General features: G+C 67.1%; 12 protein-coding genes. 5 read left to right on the top strand and 7 right to left on the bottom strand.

The window, feature by feature from the left end; genetic code table 11:
- Positions 1 to 10 precede the first annotated feature (10 nt).
- The 7 genes from Rhe02_RS32940 to Rhe02_RS32910 form a co-directional block, all read right to left on the bottom strand.
- Complete coding sequence (locus Rhe02_RS32940; RefSeq protein ID WP_203912341.1) at positions 11 to 1,111, bottom strand: branched-chain amino acid ABC transporter permease; 1,101 nt, start codon at positions 1,109 to 1,111, stop codon at positions 11 to 13.
- Positions 1,108 to 1,998 (bottom strand): branched-chain amino acid ABC transporter permease, encoded by an 891-nt coding sequence (locus Rhe02_RS32935; protein WP_203912340.1) that lies wholly within the window; start codon positions 1,996 to 1,998, stop codon positions 1,108 to 1,110. The genes Rhe02_RS32940 and Rhe02_RS32935 overlap by 4 nt, the downstream gene beginning before the upstream one ends.
- A complete protein-coding gene (locus Rhe02_RS32930) occupies positions 1,991 to 3,853 on the bottom strand; it encodes an AMP-dependent synthetase/ligase (RefSeq protein ID WP_203912339.1) in 1,863 nt (620 codons plus the stop codon). The genes Rhe02_RS32935 and Rhe02_RS32930 overlap by 8 nt, the downstream gene beginning before the upstream one ends.
- Positions 3,853 to 4,620, bottom strand: a complete 768-nt coding sequence (locus tag Rhe02_RS32925) for an ABC transporter ATP-binding protein (RefSeq protein WP_239124213.1) — start codon at positions 4,618 to 4,620, stop codon at positions 3,853 to 3,855. The genes Rhe02_RS32930 and Rhe02_RS32925 overlap by 1 nt, the downstream gene beginning before the upstream one ends.
- A complete protein-coding gene (locus Rhe02_RS32920) occupies positions 4,617 to 5,390 on the bottom strand; it encodes an ABC transporter ATP-binding protein (protein WP_275412662.1) in 774 nt (257 codons plus the stop codon). The genes Rhe02_RS32925 and Rhe02_RS32920 overlap by 4 nt, the downstream gene beginning before the upstream one ends.
- A gap of 305 nt (positions 5,391 to 5,695) precedes the next feature.
- On the bottom strand, positions 5,696 to 6,076 hold the full coding sequence (locus tag Rhe02_RS32915; protein ID WP_203912337.1) for a hypothetical protein: 381 nt from the start codon (positions 6,074 to 6,076) through the stop codon (positions 5,696 to 5,698).
- Positions 6,073 to 6,234 (bottom strand): hypothetical protein, encoded by a 162-nt coding sequence (locus Rhe02_RS32910; RefSeq protein ID WP_203912396.1) that lies wholly within the window; start codon positions 6,232 to 6,234, stop codon positions 6,073 to 6,075. The genes Rhe02_RS32915 and Rhe02_RS32910 overlap by 4 nt, the downstream gene beginning before the upstream one ends.
- Positions 6,235 to 6,351: 117 nt before the next feature.
- Here Rhe02_RS32910 and Rhe02_RS32905 point away from each other — a divergent pair, with 117 nt between their 5' ends.
- The 5 genes from Rhe02_RS32905 to Rhe02_RS32885 are packed head-to-tail and all read left to right on the top strand — an operon-like array spanning position 6,352 to position 13,423.
- Positions 6,352 to 7,458: a glycosyltransferase family 4 protein gene (locus Rhe02_RS32905; RefSeq protein WP_203912336.1), complete on the top strand. Its 1,107-nt coding sequence runs from the start codon at positions 6,352 to 6,354 to the stop codon at positions 7,456 to 7,458.
- Positions 7,455 to 8,534 carry a glycosyltransferase gene (locus Rhe02_RS32900; protein WP_203912335.1) on the top strand — a complete coding sequence of 360 codons (1,080 nt, stop codon included), beginning with the start codon at positions 7,455 to 7,457 and terminating at the stop codon, positions 8,532 to 8,534. Before Rhe02_RS32905 ends, Rhe02_RS32900 begins: the two co-directional genes overlap by 4 nt.
- The gene (mptB, locus tag Rhe02_RS32895; protein ID WP_203912334.1) at positions 8,518 to 9,996 is read left to right on the top strand and encodes a polyprenol phosphomannose-dependent alpha 1,6 mannosyltransferase MptB; all 1,479 of its coding nucleotides are present in this window, start codon (positions 8,518 to 8,520) and stop codon (positions 9,994 to 9,996) included. Before Rhe02_RS32900 ends, mptB begins: the two co-directional genes overlap by 17 nt.
- Complete coding sequence (locus Rhe02_RS32890; protein ID WP_203912333.1) at positions 9,984 to 11,192, top strand: glycosyltransferase 87 family protein; 1,209 nt, start codon at positions 9,984 to 9,986, stop codon at positions 11,190 to 11,192. The genes mptB and Rhe02_RS32890 overlap by 13 nt, the downstream gene beginning before the upstream one ends.
- A complete protein-coding gene (locus tag Rhe02_RS32885) occupies positions 11,189 to 13,423 on the top strand; it encodes a Tex family protein (protein WP_203912332.1) in 2,235 nt (744 codons plus the stop codon). Before Rhe02_RS32890 ends, Rhe02_RS32885 begins: the two co-directional genes overlap by 4 nt.
- Positions 13,424 to 13,575 lie beyond the last annotated feature (152 nt).

The raw sequence follows: 13,575 nt of genomic DNA, 5'->3' as shown, positions 1-13,575 counted from the left end.
ATGTTCCTTTCTAGTAGGAAAATGGCCAGCTCTTCCAGTACGAGCGGATCCGGATCCAGATCCCGAATAGGCCACGCGGCTCGAAGATCAGGAAGCCGATGATGAGAACGCCGTAGAGGATCGTCTGCAGCTGCAGCAGGTTGGGGATCCGGTCCGACGACTCGCTTATGAAGGGGAGCAACGGCATCAGCTGCCGAGTCAGCGTCGGCAGCAGCGTGATGAAGAACGCGCCGGCGATCGCGCCGGAGATGGTTCCGGCACCACCGATCAGCACCATCGCCACGTACAGCACCGACATGCCCAGGTTGAAGGAACCGGGCTCGATGAAGCCGATGAGCGGGTAGAGCAGCGCACCGGCGCAGCCGGCGTAGAACGAGGAGATGGCGAACGCGATCGTCTTGTAGCGCGGCAGGTTCACGCCGATGACGCCGGCGGCGATGTCGCGGTCCCGGATCGCGGTGAAGGCCCGGCCCACCTTGGAACGCGCCAGGTTTCGGGCCGCCAGCGCGAAGACGACGAGCAGGATCAGCATGAGCCAGTAGGCCTTCTGGTCCTTTGTCCCCACTGAATCGGTCACCCCGACGTGATAGCCGGCGACGTCGAGGGTGGCGGGGGGACGCCCCACCCCGAGCCCGCCGGTCACGTCCGACCACTCGGCGAAGATGTGCTCGCCGATGACGACCAGGCCCAGCGTGACGATGGCGAGATACAGACCGCGCAGCCGGGTGGCCAGCGGCGCGACGATGATGCCGGCGACCAGCGCCACCAGCCCCGCCGCGGGCAGCCAGATCAGCATGTTGGTGATGCCGAAGCCAAGTGTGCGCCCGTTGGGATCTCCACTTAGGACAGCCGCGGTGAATGTTCCGATGCCGATGAAGAAGGCGTGCCCGAGCGAGACCTGCCCCGCGTAGCCGGTGACCAGGCCGAGCCCGATCGCCCCGATCGCGGTGGCGGCACAGATCGCCAGCAGGCTGAGCCATTGGTCGTCGAGCACGAACGGCAGGACCAGCGCCACCAGGATCATCAGCCCCACCGAGAGCTGCTTGGCGCGGGTGTTGAGCAAACCCATCTCGCCGGCGTAGCTCGTGTAAAGCAGCGGCCGATTCTTCATACCCGCTCCACCTCACGCGTTCCGAACAGCCCGTAAGGCTTGACAAGCAGAACCAGCAGCATCACCACATAGGGGGTGATGATCGAGACGTTCTCCCCCAGCCAGACCGGGGCGTATTCGGCTTGGTAGTTGGCCGCCAGCTCCTGCAGCACGCCGACGAGGAGCCCACCCACCACCGCCCCGGGCAGCGAGTCGAGCCCGCCCAGAATGATGACTGGCAGCGCGACCAGGGCGATGCGCCACATCAGGCCGTCTACGTTCTCCCCCGCGGCGACAAAGGTCCCCGCGACCGCGGCGAGCCCGCCCGCCATCGCCCACGAGACGGCGAACACCGAGCCGACCGAAACCCCTTGCGCCAGCGCGGCTTCCTGGTCGTAGGAGGCCGCCCGCATGGCCAGACCCATCCGGGTGAACCGGAAATAGGCGAACAGGCCCGCGACGAGCACGGTCGTGGTGAGCAGCACGGCGATGTGGCGCTGCTCCACGCGCAGCCCGGCCAGCTCGACGGTCTTGAGCCCCCACGGGTCGTCGACCTGCCGCACATTGATGCCGAGGAAGGCGTTGACCACCACCCGGACCGCGATGTCGACGCCGAGGGTGATGATGGCCACCACGAAGGCGGGCCTGCCCACCATCGGCCGCACCGCGGAGCGCTCCACCCCCAGCGCGAGCAGGGCCGTCAGCAGCGTCGCCGCGATCAGAGCGCCCCAAAACCCGAGCGGCCCCACCAGGAAGGTGACGAGCACCGCCCCGGCCAGCATGAAGGCGGGCTGCGCGAAGCTGATCACCCGTGTCGCCTTGAAGATGATGACGAATCCCAGCGCCAGCAGGGCATAGATACTGCCCCGGCCCAGGCCGCGGATCACCGCTTCCAAAAGATCAACCATAGATATCTTCCACCAGTTCAGCGAAGAGCTTGCCGACGGCTGATCGCTTGACCTTCATGGTCGCGGTGAGCTCGCCGTCCTCGTGATCGAGCTCCTTGGGCAGCATGCGGAATTGCCGGATCTGCTCAACCGGGGCGTGCTTGGAGTTGACCTCGTCCACAATGGACTGCACCAGCTTGAGCACCTCGGGTTTTTCGCCCAGATCGCGGTAGGTCGTGTAGGCGATGTTGCGCCGCTGCGCCCACTCGCCCACCGTCTCGAGCTCGATGCCAATCAACGCGGAGAGGAACTTGCGCTGGTCGCCGATGACGATCGCCTCCTTGATGAAAGGAGACGCCTTCAGCCCGTTCTCGATCTCCGACGGCGAGATGTTCTTCCCGCCCGAGGTGATGATGATGTCCTTGGCCCGGTCGGTGATGCGCACATGGGTTCCGTCGATCCACTCACCCACGTCGCCCGTCTTCAGCCAGCCGTCGGGCGTCATCGCCGCGGCCGTGGCCGCCGGATCGCGGTAGTAGCCGACGAAGGTGCCGCCGTGCCGGGTCTGAATCTCGCCGGTATCGGGATCTATCCGAAGCTCGGTGTTGTTCTGCGGCTCGCCCACGGTGCCCAGCTTCACGCGGCCGGGCCGGTTACCCGTGGCCACCGCCGTGTTCTCGGTCATGCCGTAGACCTCGTGCATCGGTACCCCGATGCCCATGAAGAATTTGAGAACCTCCGGCGCGATCGGGGCGGCGCCCGAAGCGGCGAAACGCACGTTGCTCATGCCGAGCCGTTCCCGAAGCGAGCGGTAGTAGAACAACCAGCCCAATGCGTAGCGAAGACGCGAGCCGAAGGTGTGGTTGCCGCCCGTGCGCACCAGGGTGTCGGCGATCCCGTTGGCCACGCCCGTCCAAAGCTTCGCGTTGAGCCGCTTGAACCATGACGCGGAGGCCAGCCTGATCTGGACCCCGGCCAGGATCCGCTCCCAGATCCGCGGGACGCCGAACAGGATCGTCGGCTGGATCTCGCGCAGGTTGGGCTGCACCGTGGCGACCGACTCGGCGAAGTTCACCTGCACCCCGGCCCCGGCGTTGTACCAGGTGGTGAAGATGCGTTCGGCCACATGGCAAAGCGGCAGGTAGGAAAGCAGGATGTCGTTGGGCCCGGGCGGGGGCGAGGTGAAGCCGCCGCCGTCGACCAGCGCGGAGATCGCAAATTCCACATTGGACACACTGAGCATCGCGCCCTTGGGCGGACCCGTGGTGCCGGAGGTGTAGACCAGAGTCAGGATGTCGTCGGAGCCGGCGGCCGCCATCCGCTGGGCCACGGCGTCGGGATGTTCCGCCATGTGCTTGCGCCCGAGCGCGAGGAACTCCTCCCAGGCCATGAGCTTCGAATTCTCGTAGCGGTGCCGGATGCCGCGGGGCTCGATGTAGACGATCCACTCCAGCTCGGGACAGCTGTCGAGCACCTCGAGCGCCTTGTCGACCTGCTCCTGATCCTCGGCGATGAGCACCCGGGCACCGGAGTGCGACAGCAGGTAGCCCACCTCGGCAGGCGGGTTCGTGGGATAGAGGCCGACCGTGATCGCCCGGACCGAAACCGCCCCCAGATCGGAGTAGAGCCACTCGCGCCGGTTCTCCGAATGCACGGCCACCCGGTCGCCGTGCTCGATGCCCAGGGCCAGCAGAGCGTGACCGACCTCCTGGATCCGCTGCCAGTACTGGGCCCAGGTCACCTCGCGCCAGATGCCGAAGTCCTTCTCCCGCATGGCCACCGCCTTCGGCGTGGCCAGCGCCCTGTCTCGGACCCGGGTCGCGATGGTCGTCGTCGTGGTGGTGTTGATCGGCGTGGAAGTAGCAGTAGCAGTCATTAGTTGCTCACCCCCAGATAGGCGCGGATGACCTCGGGATGGTGCTGGATGTCCGCGGGGATACCGGTGGCCACCGGCTGTCCGAAGTCGACCACCATCACCCGGTCGGCAAGGTCCATCACCAAGCCCATGTCGTGCTCGACGAGAATCATTGGCAGATGCAGCTCGTCGCGAATGTCGAGGATGTAGCGCGCCATGTCCTCGGTCTCCTCGAGGTTCATGCCCGCCACCGGCTCGTCGAGCAGGAGCAGCTTGGGTTCCATGGCCAGAGCGCGGCCCAGCTCCACGCGCTTCTGCACCCCATAGGGCAGCAACCCGACCGGGACCTTGCGCCACTGCTCCAGCTCGAGGAAGTCGACGATCTCCTCGACGCGTTGCCTGTTCTCAATCTCCTGCCGCTTGGCCCGGCCCCACCACGCGATGGCGGCCAGCGACCCGTAGTGCAGGTGGTGATGCCGGCCCAGCATCAGGTTTTCCAGCACGGTGAGGTTGCTGAACAACTCCACGTTCTGGAAGGTGCGGGCCAGGCCCAGCTCGGCGATCCTATGTGGACGCTTGCCGATCAGGTCGACGCCGTTGAAGGTGACCCGCCCCGTCTGCGGCCGGTAGACGCCCGAGAGCACATTGAAGATGGAGGTCTTGCCCGCCCCGTTCGGGCCGATGATCGCGAAAAGCTCCTTCTCGCCGACCTCGAAGGAGACGCCGTCGATCGCCTTCACGCCCGCGAAGGCGAGGCGGACGTCGTGGAACTCCAGCACATTGCTCACGACAACCACCGCTTCCGGCGCTGGTAGTGCTTGACATCCCTGAAGGACTTGGTGTGGGACCCGAGGTAGAACTCCCGGATGTCCTCATCGGCCAGCAGCTCGCCCGACGGCTTGTCGAGCACGATCTTCCCGTTCTCCATGACATAGCCGTGCGAGGCGATCGACAGCGCCATGGTCGCGTTCTGCTCGACCAGCAGCACCCCTGTCCCGCTCGCGTTGATCTGCACGATGAGGTCGCGGATCTGCTCGACCAGCTTCGGCGCGAGGCCCAGGCTGGGTTCGTCGAGCAGCAGGTACTTCGGTGAGGCCATCAGCGCTCGTCCCATCGCGAGCATCTGCTGCTCTCCCCCGGACAGATAACCTGCCGTGCTTCGTTTTCTCGTGGCCAGTACCGGGAAAAGGCTGTAACAACGCTCAAGCCGCTCCTTGTGCGACCCTGAGCTGGTATGACCGCCGAGGCGAAGGTTCTCCTCGACCGAAAGCTCGGCGAAGATGCGCCGGCCCTCCATCACTTGCCCGATTCCCATACGTACCACTGCGGCTGGCCGGAGCTTGTGGATGGGGGTGCCGTCCAGGGACACCGATCCCTTGGTGATTTCCCCTTCGTGCACATCAAGTAGCCCGGTCACCGCGCGCAGCAAAGTGGTCTTGCCCGCACCGTTGGCGCCGAGCAGAGCGACGATCTGACCGGGCGCCACCCGGATGCTGATGCCGCGAAGCACCAGGGCGACGTCGTCATATACGACCTCTAGGTTGGTTACCTGCAGCAAGCCCACTCCTGTGTGTCGCGCGTCACAAGTTACCGATGATTAAACAAGGTGTCACCGCCAGGTCAATAGCCGTGACAGTCAGAGCACACGCCGGAAGCATCACAGTTCGGTTACGGGCAGTGCAAAAACATTGGAAGGCCCGCCGCAGTGATCATCTTGACCTGCACCGGAGCCCAAAACACCGGCAATACAGCACATACCGGCCACACAGCCACCGGCACGGCAACAGAGCGATCGCCAGGCGCCGGCATCGCCACCGGCGTCCAGCGACCGCAAGACCATTGACCAATGTCGACCGCGAGTGACTATTGACCTATGTCGATAACAAGATCTGTGTCGGGATAACGCTGGGGCGTCGCCGTCAGGAGGTAGCAGTCGTCCCGATTGATCGCGACGAGGAAGGGCGCGGCATGCAGCACACTGCCCATCAGCTTGGTGAGGTTTACCAGGTCGCGCCATCGCTCCGCAGAGACCGGAATGACGGCCGCACGTTGGTGACTCGCGAGTAACAGCAAGGATTCCGGGCTCACGGCAGCCAGGCCAGCCTCGGCGAGACAGGTCACCGGCACCGCGAAACGAACTTCCGCTGCTTCGTCGTGGAGCTCGGCGAGCAGCTCCCCAACGTGGATCGAACCCTTGACATACTCTGCGACCGCAGAGGTGTCGAGGATTAGCCGAATAGTCATGACAGACCGAGCTGCTTTCGTAGCTCCTCGCGCCGCTCGGGGGTCCATTTGGCGTCTAGTTCGGCTAGACGCGCGCGCCACCGGGCCTTGCCCTCCTCGGTGACCGGGATGTGCGCAAGGAGCTCGTCCATGGAGCCGGCTTTGACCTCATCGCCCATGACGTGAATAGTACGCCAGTACTAAGACAAAAGCGGTTCCGGTTGTTCGACCCGTCTTTGCCAAGAGGTCGCACGGGCGACTCCCCGCGGACTGGTGATCTTCATACGGTTTCGAGCATGCGGGTCGTGATCATCACGGAGTCCTACCTGCCCGAGGTGAACGGTGTCGCCAACTCGGTGGCGCGGATCGCGGGTCACCTGACCGCGCGTGGGCATGCGGTGCTGGTCATCGCGCCGCGTCCGGTGTCGCTTGTGGACAGTGCTGATCCGCATCCCGTGGTGAGGCTCAGATCCATCCCGATGCCGGGGTACTCCACGGTGCGGCTGGCGTTGCCGACCCGGCGGCTCGGGCGGATCCTGGCCGCTTTCCGGCCCGATGTGGTGCACCTGGCTAGCCCGTTCGTGCTCGGGGCCTGGGGGGCCAAGGCCGCGGCCGAGCTCGGGTTGCCGATCGTGGCGATCTATCAGACCGATGTGCCGGGCTACGCCCGCGCCTACCGCCTGGGTCTGACCGAGGTGGTGTCCTGGAAGGTAATCCAGCGCCTGCACGCGCGCGCCACGATGACGTTGGCGCCGTCCACCTCGACCGCCGCCCAGCTGGTCGAGCACGGCGTGCCCAGGGTCGGGATGTGGGGCCGGGGCGTGGACACGGCCCTGTTTCACCCGGGCCGCCGCGATGACGAGCTCCGAAGATCGTTGGCGCCCAACGACGAGGTGCTCGTCGGATATGTGGGCAGGCTCGCCCGGGAGAAGCAGGTGGAGCTGCTCGAAGACGCGGCGAAGCTGCCCGGCGTCCAGCTGGTGGTGGTGGGGGACGGCCCGATGCGGGGGGCGGTGCAGCGAAGGCTGGGCAACGCACGCTTTCTCGGGCCGCGCCGGGGCGCCGAGTTGGCCAGGCTTTACGCGAGCCTGGACGTGTTCGTCCACACCGGACCCTACGAGACCTTCTGCCAGACCGTTCAGGAGGCCATGGCCAGCGGCGTTCCGGTGGTGGCGCCCGCGGTCGGCGGGCCGGTGGACCTGGTCAAGCCCGGCCAGACCGGCATCCTGGTGCCACCGGGCGACGCCGCCGCCTTCGCCCGCGCGATCGCGGAGCTGGCCGCCGATGAGCGGATGCGCAAGGAGTACGGCGTGGCCGCCTTCGACGCGGTGGCCTCAAGAACGTGGAGCGCGCTCGGCGACGAGCTGATCGGTCACTACCGGGCCGCGGTCGGCGCGGCATGAGGATTGTGCGGCTGGCCAACTTTGTCATGCCCCGCTCCGGCGGGCTGCGGACAGCCCTGCGCGAGCTGGGCAAGGGTTACGCGGCCGCGGGTCACGAACCCGTCCTGGTGATCCCCGGCCCCGATCACGCCGATGAGCTGACCGAACACGGCCGCGTCGTCGAGCTGCCGGCCCCCCTGGTTCCCATGATGGGCGGATATCGGTTGCTGCTCAACAATCGGGCGGTGTCGCAGGTGCTGGGCGAGCTCAAGCCCGACCGGATAGAGGTTTCCGATCGGACCACCCTGCGCTGGACGGGCCGCTGGGCCAAGCGGGAAGGCGTGCCCTCGGTCATGGTCTCGCACGAGAGTCTTGACGGCCTGCTGCCCTTGCCGGCCCTGTCGGCCAGGCTGAACCGGGCCACGGCCCGGCACTACGACCGCGTCATCTGCACCACCGCTTGGGCGGCAAGGGAGTTCGCGCGGATCGGAGCCGGCAACGTCACGCAGGTTCCGCTCGGGGTCGACCTCGACCTGTTCCATCCGTCCAAACACGACAGCTTGCTGCGGGCGAGCTTCGCCAAACCCGATGAGCTGCTTATGGTGTGCTGCACCAGATTGTCGGCGGAAAAGCGCCCCGCGCGGGCCTTGCGCACCCTCGAAACCCTTCTCGCCGATGGGGTGGCGGCCACGCTCGTGATGGCCGGTGACGGGCCCCTGCGCGGCCGGCTGGAGGCGGAGGCGGCCGGATTGCCGGTCACCTTCACCGGATTTCTCAGCGACCGGTCGGCCGTGGCGAGTCTGCTGGCCACCGCCGATCTCACCCTCGCCCCGGGCCCGATCGAGACCTTCGGGCTTGCCGCGCTTGAGGCGCTTGCTTGCGGTACCCCGACAGTGGTCAGCTCGTCAAGCGCACTCCCAGCGGTGATCGGCCAAGCCGGGGCGGCGGTCGCCGGAGAGGATCTGTCCGGCGGCGTCTACGAGTTGCTGGCGCGGCCCGAGCCGCAGCGGCGCGCTGCGGCGCGAGCTCGGGCGGAGACCTTTGGCTGGGATGCTGCGGTGAGCGGTTTCCTTGCGGTCCATGAGTCCTTATCCTGACCCGCGCTCCTGCCGGTGGCTTGGCGTGGCCGGCTCGGTGGCGTTGGCCGGCGGCGGCCTGGCCTCCGGCGCGCTGCCGGTGCTGACGCTGCGCCCGCACGCCGACGCCGGGCTGATCGTTGTCTACTTTGGACTGATCGTGCTCATCTCGGCCTGGTGGGCGCTGGGCAAGGCCCTGCCGAGCAGCGAAAGCTGGCTGCGGCGCACCCTGCTGCTGTGGTTGCTGCCCTTGGCATTGGGGCCGCCGCTGTTCAGCCGCGACGTGTACAGCTACCTCGCGCAGGGCGCGATGGTCGTTGCCGGGATCGACGTCTATCGCTTCGGGCCATCGCATCTGGGCGGCCCGCTGGCCGATCAGGTGCCGATGATCTGGCGGGACACCCCAGCGCCCTATGGGCCGGTGTTCCTGCGGATCGCGGCGGCGGTGGCGCAGGTGGCGCAGTCAGACGTGATCGCCGGGGTGGCCGGGTTGCGAGTGGTCGCCCTGGCCGGCCTTGGCCTGCTCGTGTTCTTCCTGCCCCGGCTGGCCCGGATCTGCCAGGTCGACCCGGCCGCCGCGCTCTGGCTGGGCGCGCTGAACCCGTTGGTGCTGTTGCACTTTGTGGCCGGAGCGCACAACGACGCGGTGATGATGGGGCTTCTCGTGGCCGGACTAGCCGTGGCGGCCCGCTATCCGATCCCGGGCGCTGTCTTGGTGGCGCTCGCCGGATTGGTCAAAGCGCCTGCCGCGCTTGGCCTGCTCGCGGTGGCCTGGTGCTGGGCGGACCCGGCCGGCATCCGGGTCAAAGCTGCATCAGATCAGGCAAGCCACCAAGGCAAAGCTGTTGCCCGGCTGTGGCCGGGGTCGGCGGGCAGCCGTGTCAAGGCGGTGGCGGGCACAGCGTTCACACGGCTATGGGCCGGATCGGCGGGCAGGCGCGTCAAGGCGGTGCTGGGCACGGCCTCGGTCGCGCTGGCCACCGGGGTCGCGGCGACCTTCGCGGCGGGGACGGGATATGGCTGGATGTCGGCTCTGGACACCCCGGTCTCGGCCAGCAACTGGTCGTTGAGCAGCGCCATAGGCAGGCTCACCGGGGAGGTGTTGCGCTCGCTCGGCTCCGACCTGGCCGCGCTGGCCGTGCCGACCTGGCGCTGGATCGGCATTGCGGCGGCTGCGGCGACCGCGCTCGTGGCGTGGCATCGGCACAGTCCCGTCTACGCGCTCGGCCTCAGCCTGGCCGGTTTCGCGCTACTGGGTCCGGCGACGCGGCCCTGGTACCTGTTGTGGGGACTGATCCCGATCGCCGCGGCGGCACCGCCCGGCGCGGCCCGGCGTTACTGCGCCGCGCTTTGCGCCATCTTGGCGATTGTCGTGCTCCCGGATGGGTATCCCCCGACCGTGGCACAGCTTGGACTGGCCGCCGCCGGCAGTGCGCTGGCTGCGGTCACGCTGTGGCGGGCCGGGGTGCGATGGCCGGCATAACGCGACGACACTGGATTCAGGTCGCCCTGCTGGCATTGGCCGTGACCATCTTCATCACGATGGTCCCCGGCAAGCGCGGATGGTTCGACGTCGGCGTCTACTACGGAACGATCCACCACTGGATCCACGATGGCGGCCTTATCTACGACTATGTTCGTCCGGGTACCCATTACGGCTTCACCTATCCACCCTTCGCCGCCCTGTGCATGCTGCCGATGCTGCTGTTCACCTGGCATCAGGCGGTCGCGGTCAGTGTCGCGCTGACCGTTGCCGCTTCGGCGGCGCTGCTCTATTGGCTCGTCGATCCGATCGCCAAGCGCCAAGGCTGGAATCGCTGGTTCACTTTCGTGCTGGCCGCCTGCCTGTTCGCCATGCTCGAGCCGGTCCGCGACACCGTCAGCTTCGGCCAGGTCAACCTGCTTCTGGTGGCGCTGGTCTACCTGGATCTCTGGCTGCTGTCCACGGGCCGGCAGCGCTGGGCCGGGATAGGGATAGGGCTGGCCGCGGCGATCAAGCTGACCCCGGCCATCTTCATCGTCTACCTGCTGGTGACCGCGCGCAGGCGGCCCGCCCTGGTGGCAACGGCGGTTGCGGTCACGGCCACCCTGTTCGCGGCCAACGTGGCGCCCACCGAGTCGCTGGTCTACTGGACAGACGCGTTGTGGGACACCAACCGGATAGGCGTGCTCTATTACGTCTCCAACCAGTCGGTGCAGGGCATCCTGGCCCGTCTGCACCCACCCTCGCCCGGCGGCGTCTTCTGGGCGGGCGCCGTGCTGGCATTGCTCGTGGTGTGGGCCCGTCAGGCCCGCCGAGCCGCGCTCGCCGCCGACGATCGCGCCGGATTTGCCGTCACCGGCATCGTGGCCTGCCTGATCAGTCCGATCACCTGGGTGCATCATCTCGTCTGGTTCATCCCCGCCCTGATCGTGCTGGCCGACACCGGAACCCGCCGGCATCGCCTCGCCGCGGCCGCGATGTATGCCGTGCTGTGCAGCAGCCTGGTTTGGCTCTGGGCGGTCCACTTCTCCGGCATCGACGGCTTCCTGGGCAGCAACGCCTACGTGTGGGTCGGACTGGCCCTGTTGTTCCTGGTGCCCGTTCCACAACCGGCCGAGCTGGAAGTACCAGAACGTCCCAACCTGGCCCCGCAGCCAGCCCTACTGGGGGCGGGGCACCATAATGGCCAGTTGTGACTGTTCTTCAGCGGATAGCCAATGAGCTCGGGGTGCGCGAGCGCCAGGTGCAAGCAGCGGTAGAGCTTCTCGACGGCGGGGCGACGGTGCCGTTCATCGCGCGTTACCGCAAGGAAGCCACCGAGGAACTCGACGACGCGCAGCTGCGCACGCTCGAGGAGCGGCTTCGTTACCTGCGTGAGCTGGAGGAACGGCGAGGTGTCATCCTCGAATCGATCCGCTCCCAGGGCAAGCTGGACGAGGCGCTGGAAGCGCAGATCATGGAGGCCGATTCCAAGGCCCGCCTTGAGGACATCTACCTGCCTTACAAGCCCAAGCGGCGTACCAAGGCACAAATAGCGCGCGAGGCAGGGCTTGAGCCGCTCGCTGACGCGATTCTCGCCGACCCCGGCTATGACGTCACCGCCCACACCGCCGAGGAGCTCGACGGCGCCCGTGCCATCCTCATCGAGCGCTTCTCCGAGGACGCCGACCTGATCGGCGCTCTGCGTGAGCTGATGTGGAACCGCGGGCACGTCACCTCGAAGGTGCGCGAGGGCAAGGAGACCGAAGGCGCGAAGTTCTCGGATTATTTCGACTTCGCCGAGCCGTTCACCAAGCTGCCCTCGCACCGGATCCTCGCCCTGTTCCGCGGCGAGAAGGAGGAGATCCTCGACCTGGTGCTCGAGCCGGGCGAGGAGAACTACGAGGAGCGCATCGCCGTCCACTTTGGCTGCGGCGGTTCATGGCTGCTCGACACCGTGCGGCTGACCTGGAAGACCCGGGTGCTGTTCCGGATCGGCGCCGACCTTCGCGGTCGCCTGTTCGCCACCGCCGAAGACGAAGCGGTGCGGGTCTTCGCGGCGAACCTTCGTGACCTGTTGCTGGCCGCTCCGGCGGGTACGAGGCCCACGCTCGGTCTCGACCCGGGTTTCCGTACCGGGGTCAAGGTGGCGGTGGTCGACGCGACCGGCAAGGTGGTGGCCACCGAGACGATCTACCCGCACGTGCCCGCGCACAAGTGGGACGAGTCGCTGGCCGTGCTCGCGGTGCTGTGCCAGAAGCACAAGGTGGAGCTGGTCGCGATCGGCAACGGCACCGCCTCACGGGAGACCGACAAGCTGGCCGGTGACCTGATCAAGAAGTACCCGATGCTGAGCCTGACGAAGATCGTGGTCTCGGAGGCCGGCGCTTCGGTCTACTCCGCTTCCGCCTACGCCTCAGCAGAGCTGCCCGACCTCAACGTGTCGCTTCGCGGAGCCGTTTCGATCGCACGCCGGCTGCAGGACCCGCTCGCCGAGCTGGTGAAGATCGATCCCAAATCCATCGGGGTCGGCCAATATCAGCATGATCTCGCCGAGAGCAAGCTGTCGCGTTCGCTTGACGCGGTGGTGGAAGACTGCGTCAACGCGGTCGGCGTCGACGTCAACACCGCCTCTGTTCCCCTGCTGACCCGCGTCTCCGGCATCGGCGAGAGCCTCGCCATGAACATCGTGGCGCACCGCGACGCCAACGGGCCGTTCCGCACCCGGACCGCGATCAAAGAGGTCCCGCGCTTGGGGCCCAAGGCTTTCGAGCAGTGCGCGGGCTTCCTGCGTATCCCCGACGGCGACAACCCGCTCGACGCGTCCGGCGTTCACCCCGAGGCCTACCCGGTGGTGCGCCGCATCATGCAGGCCGCCGGGACGGAGGTCATCGGCAACTCGACCGCGTTGCGCAAGCTCAAACCGGCCGACTTCGCCGACGACACCTTCGGCATCCCGACCGTCACCGACATCTTCAAGGAGCTGGAGAAGCCGGGACGCGACCCGCGTCCGGCCTTCCAGACCGCGACCTTCGCCGACGGCGTCGAGGAACTCAAGGACCTCGTGCCCGGACTCATCCTGGAGGGCGTCGTCACCAACGTGGCCGCCTTCGGCGCCTTCGTCGACATCGGCGTGCACCAGGACGGCCTGGTGCACGTGTCGGCGATGTCGCGCACCTTCATCAAGGACCCCCGCGAGGTCGTCAAGCCCGGCGATGTGGTGCGGGTCAAGGTGCTCGAGGTCGACATCCCCCGCAAGCGGATCTCGTTGACGCTCCGCCTCGAGGACGACCACACCACCGCGTCCGCCGACAAACCCACCTCCGGCAAACGCGAGCCCGGTGGCCGCCCTCAGCAAAACCGCGGCGGCCAACGACGCGAATCCACCCCCGCCCCCGCCAACAGCGCCATGGCCGACGCCCTCCGCCGAGCCGGCCTCAGCAAGTAGTCCAACACCCTTGCTCTGCACCCATAGCCGCACACCGACCCAAAATTGCGCCTATGGGTGCAGAGCAAGCACACCAGAATCGCAGCGCCGCTTTCCTAGCGGCGCGGCAGCGCGTTGCTTGCACACCCATGTTGCAGCGCCGCGCCGCTGTC

The sequence above is a fragment of the Rhizocola hellebori genome (genome assembly GCF_016862955.1).
GTDB classification, from domain to species: Bacteria; Actinomycetota; Actinomycetes; order Mycobacteriales; family Micromonosporaceae; genus Rhizocola; species Rhizocola hellebori.
The sequence above is the reverse complement of the archived record's forward strand: the minus strand, read 5'-3'. Positions and strand labels throughout refer to the sequence as shown.

Excerpts from the sequence above, each read along its gene's own strand:
- Rhe02_RS32940 (WP_203912341.1), bottom strand. The coding sequence starts at position 1,111 with ATGAAGAATCGGCCGCTGCTTTACACGAGCTACGCCGGCGAGATGGGT.
- Rhe02_RS32935 (WP_203912340.1), bottom strand. The coding sequence starts at position 1,998 with ATGGTTGATCTTTTGGAAGCGGTGATCCGCGGCCTGGGCCGGGGCAGT.
- Rhe02_RS32930 (WP_203912339.1), bottom strand. The coding sequence starts at position 3,853 with ATGACTGCTACTGCTACTTCCACGCCGATCAACACCACCACGACGACG.
- Rhe02_RS32915 (WP_203912337.1), bottom strand. The coding sequence starts at position 6,076 with ATGACTATTCGGCTAATCCTCGACACCTCTGCGGTCGCAGAGTATGTC.
- Rhe02_RS32910 (WP_203912396.1), bottom strand. The coding sequence starts at position 6,234 with ATGGGCGATGAGGTCAAAGCCGGCTCCATGGACGAGCTCCTTGCGCAC.
- Rhe02_RS32905 (WP_203912336.1), top strand. The coding sequence starts at position 6,352 with ATGCGGGTCGTGATCATCACGGAGTCCTACCTGCCCGAGGTGAACGGT.
- Rhe02_RS32900 (WP_203912335.1), top strand. The coding sequence starts at position 7,455 with ATGAGGATTGTGCGGCTGGCCAACTTTGTCATGCCCCGCTCCGGCGGG.
- mptB (WP_203912334.1), top strand. The coding sequence starts at position 8,518 with ATGAGTCCTTATCCTGACCCGCGCTCCTGCCGGTGGCTTGGCGTGGCC.
- Rhe02_RS32890 (WP_203912333.1), top strand. The coding sequence starts at position 9,984 with ATGGCCGGCATAACGCGACGACACTGGATTCAGGTCGCCCTGCTGGCA.